At 75.4% G+C, this 16,722-nt stretch carries 6 protein-coding genes (1 of these 6 only partly in view); 2 read left to right on the forward strand and 4 right to left on the reverse strand.

Annotated elements, in window-relative coordinates; all coding sequences use genetic code 11:
* Nucleotides 1-6,360 carry the 3' end of an SDR family NAD(P)-dependent oxidoreductase gene (locus ACIGG8_RS08055; RefSeq protein WP_396546382.1) on the forward strand. Its footprint begins 24,093 nt before the window's first position, so only the last 6,360 of its 30,453 coding nucleotides appear in the window; its start codon lies beyond the left edge, outside the window; its stop codon occupies nt 6,358-6,360.
* A gap of 185 nt (nt 6,361-6,545) precedes the next feature.
* Nucleotides 6,546-7,415 carry a N5-glutamine methyltransferase family protein gene (locus ACIGG8_RS08060; protein ID WP_396546383.1) on the forward strand — a complete coding sequence of 290 codons (870 nt, stop codon included), beginning with the start codon at nt 6,546-6,548 and terminating at the stop codon, nt 7,413-7,415.
* A gap of 63 nt (nt 7,416-7,478) precedes the next feature.
* On the opposite strand, the gene ACIGG8_RS08065 is transcribed toward ACIGG8_RS08060, so the two are convergent.
* The 4 genes from ACIGG8_RS08065 to pabB are packed head-to-tail and all read right to left on the reverse strand — an operon-like array spanning nt 7,479 to nt 16,675.
* The gene (locus ACIGG8_RS08065) at nt 7,479-8,327 is read right to left on the reverse strand and encodes an ABC transporter permease (protein WP_396546384.1); all 849 of its coding nucleotides are present in this window, start codon (nt 8,325-8,327) and stop codon (nt 7,479-7,481) included.
* Nucleotides 8,324-9,325, reverse strand: a complete 1,002-nt coding sequence (locus tag ACIGG8_RS08070; protein WP_396546385.1) for an ATP-binding cassette domain-containing protein — start codon at nt 9,323-9,325, stop codon at nt 8,324-8,326. The genes ACIGG8_RS08065 and ACIGG8_RS08070 overlap by 4 nt, the downstream gene beginning before the upstream one ends.
* A 46-nt stretch (nt 9,326-9,371) precedes the next feature.
* Nucleotides 9,372-14,510, reverse strand: coding sequence for a beta-ketoacyl synthase N-terminal-like domain-containing protein (locus ACIGG8_RS08075; RefSeq protein ID WP_396546386.1), 5,139 nt, complete (start codon nt 14,508-14,510; stop codon nt 9,372-9,374).
* A complete protein-coding gene (gene pabB / locus ACIGG8_RS08080; RefSeq protein ID WP_396546387.1) occupies nt 14,507-16,675 on the reverse strand; it encodes an aminodeoxychorismate synthase component I in 2,169 nt (722 codons plus the stop codon). The genes ACIGG8_RS08075 and pabB overlap by 4 nt, the downstream gene beginning before the upstream one ends.
* Nucleotides 16,676-16,722 lie beyond the last annotated feature (47 nt).

Raw genomic sequence — 16,722 nt, forward strand, 5'->3', positions numbered from 1 at the left:
GCGTGGCCGGGCGAGGAGACGATCCTGATCACCGGCGGCACGGGCGGCCTCGGCCGTCTGGTCGCCCGGCACCTCGCGGCGCAGCACGGCGTGCGCAGCCTGCTGCTGGTCAGCCGTCGCGGCGCGGACGCCGAGGGCGTCGATGTGCTGCTTGCCGAGTTGGCGGACCTCGGCGCGGAGGCCGTCGTCGAGGCCTGTGACGTGGCGGACGAGGTCGCCGTGGCCGAGCTGTTCGCCCGGCACGAGATCCGCGCGGTCGTCCACACGGCGGGGGTGCTCGACGACGGCGTGATCGGATCGCTGACCCCCGAGCGCCTCGCCGCCGTCCTGCGTCCGAAGGCGGACGCGGCGTGGAACCTCCACCGGGCCACCGAGGGCCTCGACCTGGACGCTTTCGTCCTGTTCTCGTCGATGGCCGGCTCGTTCGGCAGCGCGGGCCAGGCCGCCTACGCGGCGGGCAACGCCTACCTGGACGCGCTGGCGCTGCACCGGCGTTCGCTCGGCCTGCCCGCCGTCTCGCTGGCCTGGGGCCCGTGGTCCGATGTGGCCGGTATGACCGGCACCCTCACCGACGCCGAGCGCGAGCGGATGACCCGCGCGGGCGTTCCGCCGCTCGCCCCGGAGAACGGGCTGGCGCTGTTCGACGTGGTCGCCACCGGCGTCGAGCCGGTCGTCCTCCCCGTCCGGCTCGACCTGCCCGTCCTCCGGGACCGGGGCGACGTCCCCGCCCTGCTGCGCGGCCTCGTCCGGACCCCGGTGCGCCGGGCGGCCACGGCCCCCGCCGCGGTCGACCTGACCCGGCGGCTGTCGGGCCTTGGCGCGGACGAGCGGGGTGCGGCCGTCCTGGACCTGGTGCGCGACCAGATCGCCGTGGTGCTGGGCCACGACGGCCGGTCGACGGTGGACCCGTCGCGGGCGTTCCAGGACCTCGGCTTCGACTCGCTCACGGCGGTCGAACTGCGCAACCGGCTGCGGACCGTGACCGGTCTCCAGCTGCCGGCCACCGTCGTGTTCGACTACCCGACCGCCGACGCGCTCGCGCGCTTCCTGCTGGAGGGCCTGTTCGGCGCCTCGGAGCCGGTGGAACTCCCGGCGGCCCTGCCCGTGCCCTCCGGCGACCCGATCGTGCTCGTCGGGATGGCCTGCCGCTACCCCGGAGGCGTGGCGTCGCCGGAGGACCTGTGGCGGCTGGTGGCCGACGGCGTGGACGCGGTGTCGGAGTTCCCGGCCGACCGTGGCTGGGACGTCGAGACGCTCTACCACCCGGACCCCGACCACACCGGCACCTCCTACACGAGGACGGGCGGGTTCCTGCGGGAGGCGGCGGCGTTCGACGCGGCGTTCTTCGGGATGAGCCCGCGCGAGGCGCTGGCGACGGACGCGCAGCAGCGCCTGTTGCTGGAGACCTCGTGGGAGGCGTTCGAGCGGGCCGGGATCGACCCGGTGTCGCTGCGCGGCAGCCGGACGGGCGTCTTCGCGGGCGTGATGTACGCCGACTACGCGAACCTGCTGGGCGGTGGTGAGTTCGAGGGGCACCAGGGCAGCGGCAGCGCGGGAAGCGTGGCCTCAGGCCGCGTCTCGTACACGCTCGGCCTGGAGGGTCCGGCGGTGACCGTCGACACGGCGTGTTCCTCCTCCCTCGTGGCGATGCACCTCGCGGCGCAGGCGCTGCGCAGCGGTGAGTGCACGCTGGCCCTCGCGGGTGGCGTGACGGTGATGTCCACCCCGGCGACGTTCGTCGAGTTCTCCCGGCAGCGAGGTCTGGCCGCGGACGGCCGCAGCAAGGCCTTCGCCGAGGCGGCGGACGGTGTGGGCTGGGGTGAGGGTGTCGGCATGGTCGTGCTGGAGCGTCTGTCGGACGCCCGGCGCAACGGTCACCGGGTGCTCGCGGTGCTGCGGGGGAGCGCCGTCAACCAGGACGGTGCGTCGAACGGTCTGACGGCGCCGAACGGTCCGTCGCAGCAGCGGGTGATCCGGCAGGCTCTGGCGAGCGCCGGCCTGGCGGCGGCCGACGTGGACGCCGTCGAGGCACACGGCACCGGGACGACGCTGGGCGACCCGATCGAGGCGCAGGCCCTGCTAGCCACCTACGGGCAGGACCGCGAACTGCCCCTGCTGCTCGGCTCGATCAAGTCGAACATCGGCCACGCCCAGGCGGCGGCCGGTGTCGCGGGTGTCATCAAGACGGTCCTTGCCATGCAGCACGGGGAGCTCCCGCAGTCCCTGCACATCGACCAGCCCTCCTCCCACGTCGACTGGACGGCCGGGGCCGTGGAACTGCTCACCAAGCGCACCCCGTGGCCGGCCACCGGCCACCCGCGCCGCGCGGGCGTGTCGTCCTTCGGGATCAGCGGCACCAACGCCCACGTGATCCTGGAACTGCCCGAGCCGACGGAGACGGAGACGGAGACGGAGACCGAGGCCGCGCCCGGCCTGGTGCCGTGGGTGGTGTCCGCGAAGTCGGAGGCGGCGCTGGACGCACAGCTCGCGCGACTCGCGGGCGTCGACGAACTCCCCGACGCAGACGTGGCTTTCACCCTGGCCGGTCGGTCGGGCCTGCCGCACCGTACGGTGCTCGTGGACGGCGTGGAGGTGGCGCGAGGGGTCGCGGCCGAGGGAAAGACCGCGTTCCTCTTCTCCGGGCAGGGCTCGCAACACCTGGGCATGGGACGGGAGTTGTACGAGCGCTTCCCGGTGTTCGCGGAGGCGTTCGATGAGGTGTGCGCGGCGCTGGACGTGCCCGTGCGCGAGGTCGTGTGGGGCGAGGACGAGGAGTTGATCAATCAGACCGCGTACGCCCAGGCGGGGCTGTTCGCTGTCGAGGTGGCGCTCTACCGGCTCGTCGAATCCCTCGGCCTGCGGCCGGAGTTCGTGGCCGGGCACTCGATCGGCGAGGTGGCGGCCGCGCATGTGGCCGGGGTTTTCTCGCTGGAGGACGCGTGCGCGCTGGTGGCTGCTCGCGGCCGTCTGATGCAGGCGCTGCCGGCGGGCGGCGCGATGCTCGCGGTGCAGGCGACGGAGGACGAAGTCCTTCCGCTGCTGGGTGACTTCGTGTCGATCGCCGCGGTCAACGGCCCGAGCTCCGTCGTCGTCTCGGGCGCGGAGGAGGCCGTCGCGGCGATCGAGGAGCAGTTCGCCGACCGCCGGACCACGCGCCTGCGGGTGTCCCACGCGTTCCACTCCCCGCTGATGGACCCGATGCTGGAGGACTTCCGCACGGTGCTCAACGGGCTGACGTACCGGGCGCCGTCGATCCCGCTGGTCTCCAACCTGACCGGTGGCCTGGCCGATGGCCTCCAGGGGCCCGAGTACTGGGTGCGCCACGTCCGAGAGGCGGTCCGCTTCGCCGACGGCATCCGGACCCTGCACGAGGCCGGCGTCCGCCGCTTCCTCGAACTCGGCCCCGACGCCGTCCTCACCGCCCTCACCGCGAGCGCGCTGCCCGAGGAGGCCACCGTGGCCGTGCCGGCCCTCCGCAAGGACCGCCCCGAGGAGGCGACCTTCCTCCAGGCCCTCGCGGGCCTGCACGTCCACGGCACGAAGGTCGACTGGCGGGCCCTGCTCGCCGGGGCGGGCCGGCACCTCGCCGAGCTCCCGACCTACCCGTTCGAGCACCGGGAGTACTGGCCGACCGGTCTGCCCGCCGGCCGGGGCGCCGAGTCCGCCGGGCTCAGGAACGCCGAACACCCGGTGCTCACCGGCTCGCTGGAGCTGGCGGACAGCGACGGCCTCCTGTTCACCGGCCGTCTGTCGGCGCGGACCCACCCGTGGGTGGCGGACCACGTCGTCCTGGGCTCGGTGCTGGTGCCGGGCACGGCGCTGGTCGAGCTGGCCGTGCGCGCCGGCGACGAGGTCGGCTGCGACGTCGTCGAGGAGCTGACGCTCGCGACGCCGCTGGTCCTCCCGGGGACGGCCGCCGTGCAGCTCCAGGTCGCCGTCGGGGTGCCGGACGACGCGGGCCGCCGGCCCGTGACCGTGCACTCCCGGCCCGCGGCCGGGGGTCCGTACCCGTGGACCCTGCACGCGAGCGGCGTGCTGGGCACGGGGGCGGCACCGACGGCGTTCGACGCCTCCGTGTGGCCGCCGGCCGACGCCGAGCAGGTCGACCTGACCGGCCTCTACGACGGTCTGGCGGAGGCCGGGTTCGGGTACGGCCCGGCGTTCCAGGGGCTCCGCGCGGTCTGGCGCCGCGGGGAGGAGCTCTTCGCGGACGTCTCCCTGCCCGAGGGCGTCGAGGACGGCGCCTACGGCCTGCACCCGGCCCTGTTCGACGCCTGCCTGCACACGCTCGCCGTGGGCGGCGGGCTCGGGGAGGGCGGTGCCGGGGTGCCGTTCGCCTGGGGGGACGTCGCGCTGCACGCCTCGGGAGCGTCCGCGCTGCGGGTCCGGCTGGCGCCGTCGGCGTCCGGCGGGCTGGCGCTGACCGCGGCCGACGTCGAGGGGCGGCCGGTGGCGTCGGTGGGCTCGCTCGTCGTCCGGCCGATCGCCGCCGAGCAGCTCGGTGCCGCCGCCCGTCCGGCCGGCCACGATGCGCTGTTCCGCCTCGACTGGGTGCCGGTGCAAGTACCGGTGCAGGTACCGGCCGACATGGAGACGGCGTTCGTCGCCGTCGAACCGAACGCGCGGGCGCTGGCCGAGCTGGCCGAGCGGCCCGACGTCCCGTCGGTGGTGCTCACCGAACTTCCGTCCGGTGGTGCCGAGTCGGTACACACCCGATTGGCCGCCGTCCTGGACGCGGTCCGGACGTGGCTCGCACGCGACGAGTTCGCCGCCTCGCGCCTGGTGTTCGTGACGCGGGGCGCGGTGTCCGGCACCGACCTCGCCGGCGCCGCGGCCTGGGGCCTGGTGCGCTCGGCGGCCTCGGAGGAGCCGGGCCGGTTCGGTCTGCTCGACCTCGCCACCGCCGAGACGGAGCTCCGGCCCTCCGCACTTACCGTCGACGAGCCGCAACTGCTCCTCCGCGACGGCGAGTTGTTCGCCGCCCGCCTCGCCCGGGAGGAGGCCGGGACCGAGCCGCCGACCTGGCCCACCGAGGGTTCGGTGCTGGTCACCGGCGGTACCGGCGGTCTGGGCCGCCTGATGGCCCGACACCTCGCCGCCGAGCACGGCGTGCGCAGCCTGCTCCTGGTCAGCCGCAGCGGCGCCGCCGCCGACGGCGTGGCCGACCTGGTCGCCGACCTGGCCGAACTCGGCGCCGAGACGGCCGTCGAGGCCTGCGACGTCGCCGACCCGGCCGCCGTCACGGCGCTGTTCGCCCGCCACGACATCCGCGCCGTGGTGCACACCGCGGGCGTCCTGGACGACGGGACGATCGGCTCGCTCACGCCCGAGCGGGTCAGCGCCGTCCTGCGCCCGAAGGCGGACGCGGCGTGGAACCTCCACCGGGCCACCGAGGGCCTGGACCTCACCGCCTTCGTCCTGTTCTCCTCCGCGGCCGGGACGCTCGGCAACCCCGGCCAGGCCAACTACGCCGCCGCCAACGCGTTCCTGGACGCGCTCGCCCGCCACCGGCGCTCCCTCGGCCTGCCCGCGGTCTCCCTGGCCTGGGGCCCGTGGACCGGCACGGGAGGCATGACCGGCACCCTCACCACGGCCGAGGCCGAGCGCCTGACCCGGGCAGGGATGCCGCCGCTCACACCGGAGCTGGGGCTGGCGCTGTTCGACGTTGCCACGGCCGGCAGGGAGCCCGTCGTCCTGCCGCTCCGGCTGGACCGGGCCGCCCTGCGGCAGCGCGGCGAGATCCCCCCGCTCCTGGGCGGCCTGGTGCGGATGCCGGTGCGGCGCGGCTCGGCCGCAGGCGCGGACGGCGGGCCGGGCGGCGGCGCCGAGTTCGTCCGGCGGCTGTCCGAGCTGCCGGGGGCTGAACGGCGCGAGGCGCTGCTGGAGGCGGTCCGCCGGCAGGTGGCCGCGGTCCTCGGCCACGCCGAGGTCTCCGGGGTGGACCCGCAACGGGCCTTCCAGGACCTCGGGCTGGACTCGCTGACGGCCGTGGAGCTGCGCAACCGCCTGGGCTCGCTGGTGGGTCTGCGGCTGCCGGCCACCCTCGTCTTCGACCACCCGACGGTGGCGGAACTGGCGGAGCACCTCTTCGACCGGCTCGGCCTGGCGCCCGAGCCCACCGTCGGACCGGCCGTGCTGCTGGCCGAACTCGACCGCCTGGAGCAGGCCTTCGGGGAGACAGAGGCCGACGAGGACATGTTCGACCGGGTCGCCGCCCGGCTGGAGGTACTCCGCGCGAAGTGGCTCGCCACTCGCAGCGCATCGACCGAACCGTCCGGCTCCGGGGCATTCGACTTCGAGTCGGCCTCGGACGACGAGATGTTCGACCTCCTGGACAACGAGCTGGGCCTGCCCGACTGACCCGGTCCGGCCCTTCACCCGTCGCGGGAGCCCCCTGGGCCCCCGCGACGGGTCTTCGTACGCCCGCTCCTCCCGCAGGCACCCCCGCTCGGACGCCAGTTCTGGAAGCTCACCTAGCCGTTCCGGTCGCACAGTGGGCGGCATCGTGCGGCCGAGGGGCCGTACCACGAGCCGGGAGGCGACGGATGAGGCCGACGACACTGGGGGACCTGCTCGACGAGGCGGCGCTGACTCTTCGTGGAACAACACCCGCGGAGGCACGGCAGGAAGCCGAAGAACTGGCGGCACGGGTGCTCGGCGACGGACCGGCCGGACTGGACCGGGAGCGGGTGCTCGACGGCAGAGCCGTCCGGCGGCTGCGTGACCTGGTGGGCAGAAGAGCCGAGGGGGTGCCGCTGGGCCACCTGACCGGGCAGGCCGCGTTCGCCGGCCTGGAACTCGTGGTCGGGCCGGGCGTGTTCGTTCCCCGGGTGCACAGCGAGCTGGTGCTGGCGGCCGGTCGGGAGAGCGTCGACGGGGTCGCCGGGCCGACGGTGGTGGACCTGTGCGCCGGCTCCGGAGCGATCGGCCTGGCCCTGGCACACCACCGGCCGGACGCCCGGGTGCACGCGGTCGAGTTCGATCCGGTCGCCGCGGACTTCGCCCGCCGCAACGCCGCCCGGCGGGCCGCGCTCGGGGACACCGCGATCACGGTGCACGAGGGCGGGGCCGACCGGGCGGGCGCGCTGACCGGGCTGGCCGGTGCAGCGGACCTCGTGCTCGCCAACCCGCCGTTCATGCCGGACACGGCCGAGGTACCGGACGAGTTCGGCCGCTACCAGCCCCGGCAGGCCGTGTTCGGCGGCGCCGACGGCCTGCGCGTCGTCCGGCAGGTGGTGGAGGCGGCGGCCGGGCTGCTGCGGCCGGGCGGTGTGCTGGTGGTCGAGCACGGCCACCTCCACGGCGCGACGGTGCCCGCGCTGCTGCGCGAGTCCGGGTGGTTCGCCGAAGTGTCCTGCCGCCCGGACCACGAGGGCTGGCCGCTGTACTCGTCGGGGGTGCGGACGACTTCCTGACACGCCGACGGCCGGGCCCCTTCCGCACCACGCGGAAGGGGCCCGGCAGGTCGTGTTCCCGGTTCAGCGCGGCGTCAGAGGCCGGCGGAAGCCGAGCACGGCGAGCCACGCGCCGACCCCCGCCACCGTGGCGCCGAGCAGCAGCGCCGGAACGGCGGTGCCCGTCCCGGGCAGGCCGAGTGCCAGGGCGCGCGTCGTGTCGATCGCGTAGGTGAGCGGATTGACGTGGGCGACGGCGGCGAGCCAGCCCGGCAGGTCGGCGGTCGGGACGTAGGCGCTGGAGGCGAACATCAGCGGGAGCACGGCGATGATCGCCAGGTTCTGGATCGGCTCGGCCCGCCGGAGCCAGGCCGCCGCGGCGATGAACAGCCAGCCGAGCGCCCAGCTCATGAAGAGGGTCAGCCCGATCGAGGCGGCGACCGCGCCGACACCGCCGCGCGGGGAGTAGCCGAGCACGGTGGTGCCGAGCAGCAGGATGACCGCGGCTTGGACGGCGGCGCGCACCAGGGTGGTGAGGCTACGGGCCATCAGCAACGAGCTCGGCGCGACCGGCAGGCAGCGCAGCCGGGCGACGATGCCGTTCTGCAGGTCCTCGACCAGCCCGACGCCGGACTGGACGGCGGACTGCACGGCGTTGTCCACCAGGACGGCCGGCAGGACGAAGTCCAGGTACGTGACGTCCGGAGGGAAGTGCGGCGGCAGGCCCATCCGGCTGAAGACCTGGGAGAGCACCACGAGGGTGATGACGGGCTGGAGCAGCCCGAAGAGCAGGACGGCGGGGTCCGTGACGAGCGCGCGCAGTGACCGCCCGGTCAGGATGCGGACCTGGGTGAGCCGCGAACTGCCCTGCCAGGTGGGTGGGGCGGGTGTCTCGGCGCGGGGCGGCCGGCCGGTGGCGAGCGTGGTGGTCACCGAGAGGGTCCTTCCGGGGGGTCGGGGCGATGCGCGAGGGCGAGGTAGACGTCCTCCAGGCCGGGTTCTCCGAAGGTGAGTTCGGCGGCCTCGACCCCGACCGCGTCGAGGGCCCGGACCACGGCCGCGATGTCGCGGGTGGCTTCGATGGGGACGACCAGGGCGGTGCCGTCGCGGCCCGGGACGGGTGCCAGCCCGGCCCGGCGCAGCGACTCGGCGGCACGCTCCGGATCTTCGGATCCGCTGCCGTCGAGGACGACGGTGACGGTGCGCCTGCCCACCCGGGCCTTGAGCTCGGCGGGGGTGCCGGCGGCGACGACGGTGCCGCCGGAGAGCACGGTGACGGAATCGGCGAGCCGGTCGGCTTCGTCCAGGTACTGGGTGGTGAGCAGGACGGTGGTGCCCTCCGCCACCAGCCCTTCGACGATCTCCCACAGGCCGAGCCGGCTCACCGGGTCCAGGCCGGTGGTCGGTTCGTCGAGGAACACCACGTCCGGCCGCCCCACCAGGCTCGCGGCCAGGTCGAGGCGGCGACGCAGCCCGCCGGAGTAGCCGCGGGCAGGCCGGTCGGCCACGTCCCCGAGGTCGAACAGGTCGAGCAGTTCATCGGCTCGGGCCCGGGCGGCGCGGCGACCGGCCCCGAGCAGCCGGGCGAGCAGGAGGAGGTTGTCCCGCCCGCTGATCCGTCCGTCGACGGTGGCGTACTGGCCGGTGAGGCCGATCCTGCGGCGGACCTCGGCGGGGCGGTGGCGGACGTCGTACCCGGCGACGGTGGCCCGGCCGGAGGTGGGTGCCAGGGCGGTGGTGAGGACGTTCACCAGGGTGGTCTTGCCGGCGCCGTTGTGGCCGAGCAGGGCGAGCACACTGCCCCGGGGGACGGCGAGGCTGACCGAGTCGAGCGCGCGGACGGTGCCGAAGGCCATGCCGACGTCGACCGCCTCGATCACGAGGTCGCGGTCGGCTGCGGATGGCGGGCACGGGGGAGTGCGGGCGGTCATGGACTGCTTTCCGTGGGGTGATGGGTGGCGGCGGGGTCGGTGGTCGTCAGTCGAGGGCGTCCATCAGGCGGAACAGGTCCTCGTCGGTGGCCGTGTCGAGGTCCGGTCCGGAGCTCGTGCTCGCCCGGCCGCTCGGCGGGGCGCTGTGCCGGGCGAGGTCGCGCAGCCGGGTGGCGGTGGCCGCGTCGAGGGCCGGGCCGGTGGCGAGCAGTTCGGCCAGCCGGTCGACCAGCTCGGCCGCCGTGGCCGGCCGCTCGGCGCCGCGGCCGAGGCGGGCGTCGACGGCGCAGGCGACGGCCTCCGGGGTCGGGTGGTCGAACACCAGGGTCGCGGGGAGCACGGTGCCGGTGGCGGCGGCGATCCGCTCGCGCAGTTCGAGCGCGTTGACGGAGTTGACGCCGAGGTCCTTGAAGGCCTGTCCGGCGTCCAGTTCGGCGGTGGCCCGCCCGAGCACGGCCGCGGTCTCCGCCAGGACCAGCTCGCGGAGGATGCCGGCGCGTTCCTCGGTGGTCGCCGCGGCGATCGGCCCGGCGACCGGGGTGGACGGCGCGTCGGGGGCGAGTGGTGTCGCGGTCACCGAGGTGGAGGCCGTCAGCCAGTACGTCTCCCGCTGGAACGGGTAGGTCGGCAGGGGCACCGGCCGGGCTCCGGGGAGTACGGTGTCCCAGTCCACCGGCACGCCGTGCAGGTGCAGCCGCGCGACGGCGGCGAGCACTTCCCGGGTCTCGTCGGCCCGGTCCGTGGCGCCGGTGGTGATGACGGCGGCGGAGGGTTCGCGGCGGCCGCCGTCCTCGGCGGCCAGGCACTCCGCGACCATCGGCGCGAGCGCGGCGGCGGGCCCGAGCTCCAGGTAGGCGTCGACCCGTTCCGCGCGCAGCCGTTCGACGGTGTCCCGGAACCGGACCGGTTCGCGGGCCTGCCGGATCCAGTGGCCGGGGTCGCGGGCCTCGTCCTCGGTCAGCGGTCGGCCGGTGACCGAGGAGACCAGCGGGACGGTGGGCGCGTCGAACGACAGACCTTCGAGGACCTCGCGGAACTCCGCCAGCATCGGGTCCAGCAGTGGCGAGTGGAATGCGTGCGAGACGCGCAGCCGCGTCGTCCTCCGGTCCGCGAAGTGTGCTTCGATCGCCTCGATCGCTTCGGCCGCACCGGAGACGACCACCGAGGACGGGCCGTTCACCGCCGCGAGCGAGACGAACTCGCCCAGCAGTGGGCGGACTTCGTTCTCGGTGGCCCGGACGGCGAGCATCGCGCCACCGGCCGGGAGGGTCTGCATCAGCCGTCCCCGGGCGGCGACCAACACGCAGGCGTCGGACAGTGGCAGCACCCCGGCCACGTGGGCGGCGGCGATCTCGCCGACCGAGTGCCCGGCGAGCAGGTCCGGGCGCACACCCCAGGAGGCGAGGAGGCGGTGCAGCGCGACCTCGTGGGCGAACAGCGCGGGCTGCGCGAACTCCGTCCGGTCCGACAGTTCCGTCGCGTCCCACAGGACGGAGCGCAGCGGCCGCGGCAGCAGCGGGTCGAGCGCGCCGCACACCTCCTCCAGGGCGTCCGCGAACACCGGGAAGGCCCGGGCGAGTTCACGCCCCATGCCGGGCCGCTGGCTGCCCTGCCCGGCGAACAGGAAGGCGAGTCGCCCGCCACCGTCCCGTCGGCCCGTCACCGGGGTGACAGCGGCGGGTTCCCCGGCGGCGAACTGCCGTAGAGCGGTGACGAGTTCGCTGTGCTCGGTGGCGAGCATCACGGCCCGGTGGCCGTGCACGGCGCGGGTGGTGCCCAGCGCGTGGGCGAGGTCGGGCAGGGCGTGCTCCGGGTGGGCGGCGGCGTGCTCGGCCAGTCGCCCGGCCTGGGCGCGCAGCGCGGGCTCGCTGCGGGCGGAGAGCACGAACGGCACCGGCCCGGGCCCGCCCGAGGCGCCGCCGTCAGGCTGGGCCGTCGCGGGCGCCTCCTCCAGCACGACGTGCGCGTTGGTCCCGCTGATCCCGAACGAGGACACTCCGGCCCGCCGTACCCGGCCGGCCTCCCGGGGCCACGGCCGGGCCTCGGTGAGCACTCGGACCGCGTCGGAGGACCAGTCCACCCGGGCCGTGGGCTCGGTGACGTGGAGCGTGCGCGGCAGCAGGCCGTGCCGCAGGGCCTGCACCGTCTTGATCACCCCGGCCACTCCGGCCGCCGCCTGGGTGTGTCCGAGGTTGGACTTCACGGACCCCAGCCAGAGCGGCCGGTCCGCGGGCCGCTCGCCGGCGTGCACCGCCAGCAGGGCCTGCGCCTCGATCGGGTCGCCCAGGGCCGTTCCGGTGCCGTGGGCCTCGACGGCGTCCACGTCCGCGGGACCGAGCCCGGCGTCGGCGAGGGCGCGCCGGATCACCCGCTGCTGCGCCGGGCCGTTGGGTGCGGTGATGCCGTTCGAGGCGCCGTCCTGGTTGACGGCCGAGCCCCGGACGAGGGCGAGCACCGGGTGCCCGTGGCGGCGCGCGTCGCTCAGCCGCTCCAGGACGAGCAGGCCCACCCCTTCGGCCCAGGCCGCGCCGTCGGCGTCGTCCGAGAAGGCCTTGCAGCGGCCGTCGGGGGCGAGCCCGCGCAGCCTGGAGAACTCGACGAAGGACGCCGGGGTGGCCATCACCGCGACGCCGCCCGCCAGGGCGAGCGAGGACTCGCCCGAGCGCAGCGAGCGGCAGGCGAGGTGCAGGGCCGTCAGCGAGGACGAGCAGGCGGTGTCCACCGTGAGGGCAGGGCCCTGGAGCCCGAGGACGTACGAGATCCGCCCGGCCAGCGCGCTGCCGGCCGTGCCGATCGCCAGCAGGCCCTCCAGGTCCGCCGGGGCGCCCGCCCCCGGCCGGGCGCCGTAGTCGTGGTACATGGCGCCGGTGAACACCCCGGTACGGCTGCCGCGCAGGGTGCTCGGGTCGATCCGGGCGTCTTCCAGCGCCTCCCAGGCGGTCTCCAGCAGCAGCCGCTGCTGCGGGTCGGCGGCCAGGGCCTCGCGGGGCGAGAAGCCGAAGAACCCGGCGTCGAACCGGCCGGCGTCGGGCAGGAAGCCGCCCCGGTGCACGTACGAGGTGCCGGGGTGGTCCGGGTCCTCGTGGAACAGGCCGTCGAGGTCCCAGCCACGGTCGTCGGGGAAGGCGGAGGAGGCGTGGGTGCCGGCGGTGACCAGTGTCCACAGGTCCTCGGGTGAGGCGATCCCGCCGGGCAGGCGGCAGGCCATGCCGACGATGGCGACCGGTTCGTCCGCCGAGGCGGCGGCCGGGTCCTCGTCCGCCCGGTCCACGGCCGTGCCGGACAGCACCCGGGCGATCGCCGCCGGGTCGGGGTGGTCGAAGCCGAGGCTCACCGGCAGCGGCCGCCCGGTGGCGTCCACCAGCAGGTTGCGCAGTCGGATGGTGCGCACCGAGTCCAGCCCGTACGCCCGGAACGCGGTCCGTGCGCCGATCGGCTCGTCCTCGGCGCCGCGGCCGGCCGCCTCGGCCGCACAGCGCCGCACCAGGTCGAGCGCGTCGCCGTAGTCGAGCGGCGCCGGGCCATCGCCCGCGGCCTCCGGCTCCCGATCGGCGGCCACCAGTTCCTCCAGAGCCCGCCGGTGGAGCTTGCCGGCCGGGGTGCGCGGCAGTTCGTCGACGGTCACCAGCTCCAGCGGGATCTTGTACTCGGCGACCTCGCGGGCCTTCAGGAAGCCGGTCACCTCCCGCAGGCCGATGCCCGGGTCGGCCAGGCGGCTGAGCACCAGGCACGGGTACTCGCCGAGGCGTTCGTCCGGCCGGCCGACGACGGCGAGCGGCCCGATGCCGGGCATCGCGGCCAGCAGCTCCTGGATCTCGGTCGCGTCGAACTTCCGTCCGCCCACGTTGATCAGCTCCGCCGCCCGGCCGTGGAAGGAGAGCCGCCCGTCGGTGCCGAGGCTCGCCCGGTCGCCGGTGCGCAGCCAGCCGTCCGGGGTGAGCGCGGCGCGGGTCAGCGCGGGTTCCCGGTAGTAGCCGCGGAACATGCTCGGGCTGCGGTACTGGAGTTCGCCGGTCTCGCCCGGGGGCAGCTCCCGCCCGTCCTCGGTGACGATCCGGACCTGCGCGCCGCCGGTCGGCCGTCCGACGGTGCGCACGACGGCCCCGTCCGGGTCGGCGGCCGAGGTACGGGTGCCGGTGCCCAGTTCGGACATGCCCCACACCACCACCAGTTCGCCGCCGAGCGCCGTCCGCACGTCCGCGGCCAGCGCGGCGGGGATCGCCGCCCCGGCGGTGCGCACCTGCTGCGGCCGGAATCCGGCGGGCTGCCCGTTGCGGGCCAGGGCACCGACGACGTCGTGCAGCTGCGCCGGGACGGCGAAGACCGCGCTGGGGGCGGTGCGCCGGGCCAGCGCGAGGAAGCGCTCGGGATCCCAGCTGCGCAGCAGGACCTGCCGGCAGGCCCGGAACAGTGCGGTGTGCAGGGACTGCAGGCCGAACAGGTGGGTGAGCGGGCAGGCCGTCAGGATCGCGTCGGCGAAGGCCGCGCCGCCCTCCTCGGCGACGGGGGCGGTGTTGGAGAGCAGGCCGTCGTGGCTGTGCAGGCAGATCTTGGGCCGCGCCGAGGTGGTGCCGGAGGAGGGGATCAGGACCAGCGGCTGGTCCGGCAGGACCTCGACCGGATGCGGTTCCCGGCCCGTGTGGTCGGCCACCGTCCGGGCCAGCGAGCGGGCCCCGGGCGGCAGCCCGTCCGGGTCGCCCGCGACCAGGACCGCCCGCAGCGACGGCACGGCCGCCGACAGCTCGGGGGCGGTGCCCGCCGCCTCCGGCGCGAGCAGGGCCGCCACCGGGTCCACCCGGCCCAGCAGCGCCCGCACGTCGGCGGCGCCGTACCCGGCGTGCACCGGCAGCATGACCGCTCCGACGGCGGCGACGGCCAGGTGGGCGGTCTGGTACTCCCAGCAGTTCGGCAGCTGGACGGCGACCACGTCGCCCCGGCCCACGCCCAGCTCCTGGAGTGCCCGGGCCAGCGAGGCCACTTCAGCCTGCCACTGACGCCAGGTCAGCTCGCGTTCCCCGTCGACCAGGGCGACGGCGTCGGGGGCGCGTCGTACGGCTGCGGCGAACACCCCGGGCAGGGTGTGACCGCCCAGCGCCCGGGGTGCCCCGGAGGCCGGATCGATCGCGTAGTCATCGCTGTGAACGGACACCTTCACTCCGGGGTGGGTGCGGGTTGCGGGGGTCATCCTCGGTCGGAGGCCGCCGGGAAAGCCCTGGAGGCGTTCTGGAGCCGGCGTGCGGCGGGGTGGGGAACGGCCGGGCGCTGCTCGGGGAACGCGGTGCCCAGCAGCGCCAGCAGCGGGCGGGCCTTCACCACCGTCTCGTCGAACTCGGCCTCGGGGTCGGAGAGCGCGATGATCGCGCCGCCCACCCCGTAGCGCAGCCGTCCCCCGCTCACCACGGCGGTGCGGATGACGATGCTCAGATCGGCGGCCCCGGTCAGCGAGAAGTAGCCGATCGCGCCCGAGTAGATGCCGCGCGGGCCGTTCTCCAGGCGGTCGATGATCTGCATGGTGCGGATCTTGGGCGTGCCGGTCATCGAGCCGCCGGGGAAGGCCGACCGCACGCCGTCGACCGTGCTGCACCCGGGGCGCAGCCGCGCCCGTACGGTGCTGACCAGCTGGTGGACGGTGGCGTACGTCTCGACGTCGAAGAGCGGGTCGGCGACGACGGATCCGGTCTCGGCGCACCGGCCGAGATCGTGCCGCACGAGGTCGACGACCATGAGGTTCTCGGCCCGGTCCTTCTCGCTGGTCGCCAGGTCGGCGACCAGCAGGGTGTCCTCCTGCGGGGTGGCGCCGCGCGGACGGGTGCCCTTGATGGGTTTGGACTCCATGACGCCGTCCGGCCCGATCCGCAGGAAGCGCTCGGGGGAGGAGCTGAGCACGGACAGCCCGTCGAAGCCGAGGAAGGCGGCGAACGGCGCCGGGCTGATCCGCCGCAGGGCGCGGTAGGCCTGCCAGGGGTCGAACGCGGCCGGGGCGTCGATCATGTTGGTGAGGCAGACCTCGTAGGTCTCGCCGGCCCGGATCTCGTCCTGGCAGGCGCCGATGAGCTTGAGGTAGTCCTCACGGGGGTGGCGCAGCCGCAGGCGGGCGGGCAGGCCGGGCGGGTTGTGGGCCGGCGGGTCGGTGTGCGGAACCGGCCCGGTGAGACGGGCGGCGGTGTCCCGCAGCCAGGCCCGGGCGGGACCCTCCAGGCCGTCCTCGGCCAGGGCGAGCAGGTGGGCGGCGCCGGCACGGTGGTCGAGGACGACCGCCCGGTCGGCGAACACCATGACGGCGTCCGGGTCGGGCGAAGGGTGGGCGCGGTCGCCGCCGCACTCGGCCTTGAGCTCGTAGCCGAGGCAGCCGACCCAGCCGAGCGCGAAGTCGAACGGCAGCTCGGGCACTTCCACGCGCAGCGAGCGCAGGTCCGCGTCGAGCCAGCGCAGGAACTCGTCCTCCAGCACCTGTGTGCTGCCCCCGGCCGTCACCGTGACGGTCCCCCGGGAGACGTCCGCGCTCGCCACCCGGGCGAGCGGGCCGGAAGCGTTGCCCACGACGGAGACCTGGCCGAGCCGCCCGCCGGGGAGGCTGCTGTCCAGCCAGAACGGGTGGCTGCCGGTGCGGAAGAGCCGGTCGAAGACGGTCTCGGCGTCCCACCGGGTGTCGATCTTCCGGGCCAGGACGGTCAGGTGCCGGGTGGCCGGGAGCGGCGCGGGGACGGATTGCGCGCCGGCCGTCGGCGGAACGGCGTGGCCGCGTCGACGACTGCGGCCCTGTCCGTGGTTGGACTGTTCGGCGAGGTCACGGAAGTTCGCGAGCAGCCGGTGTCCGGCCTCGGTGCCTATCGACTCCGGGTGGAACTGGACGCCCCACAACGGGAGTTCGCGGTGGCGCAGGGCCATCACCACGCCGTCGTCGGTCGCCCAGGCGATCGGTTCCAAGGCGGGGGAGAGGCTGGTGACCGCGAGCGAGTGGTAGCGGACGACCTCCAGCGGATTGGGCAGGTCGCGGAAGAGCCCGGTGCCCGTGTGCCGCACGTCCGAGGTGCGCCCGTGCCGGGGCTCGGGCGCCCGGCCGACGGCGGCGCCGTGGGCGAGGGCGAGACCCTGGTGGCCGAGGCAGACGCCGAGGACGGGCAGCCGGCCCTCGCGGGCGATCCCGGCGCAGTGGCCGAAGTCGGCGGGGTTGTGCGGGGTGCCGGGGCCCGGGGAGAGGACGACGGCGTCGAAGTCGTCGAGCAGCTCCGGCCGGAAGGACGGGTCGTCGTTGCGGACGACCTCCGGCTCCCGCCCGTTGACCTCGGCGAGGTAGTGGAACAGGTTGTAGGTGAACGAGTCGTAGTTGTCGACCAGGAGAGTGCGCATCAGTGGTCCTTGTCCTGCCGGTGCCGCCGGGCGGGGCCGGCCGCGGC

Source organism: Kitasatospora sp. NPDC085464 (assembly GCF_044541955.1).
Lineage (GTDB): Bacteria > Actinomycetota > Actinomycetes > Streptomycetales > Streptomycetaceae > Kitasatospora.

Coding starts and splice junctions, on each gene's coding strand:
- ACIGG8_RS08075 (WP_396546386.1), bottom strand. CDS start 14,510: ATGACCCCCGCAACCCGCACCCACCCCGGAGTGAAGGTGTCCGTTCAC.
- ACIGG8_RS08070 (WP_396546385.1), bottom strand. CDS start 9,325: ATGACCGCCCGCACTCCCCCGTGCCCGCCATCCGCAGCCGACCGCGAC.
- pabB (WP_396546387.1), bottom strand. CDS start 16,675: ATGCGCACTCTCCTGGTCGACAACTACGACTCGTTCACCTACAACCTG.
- ACIGG8_RS08060 (WP_396546383.1), top strand. CDS start 6,546: ATGAGGCCGACGACACTGGGGGACCTGCTCGACGAGGCGGCGCTGACT.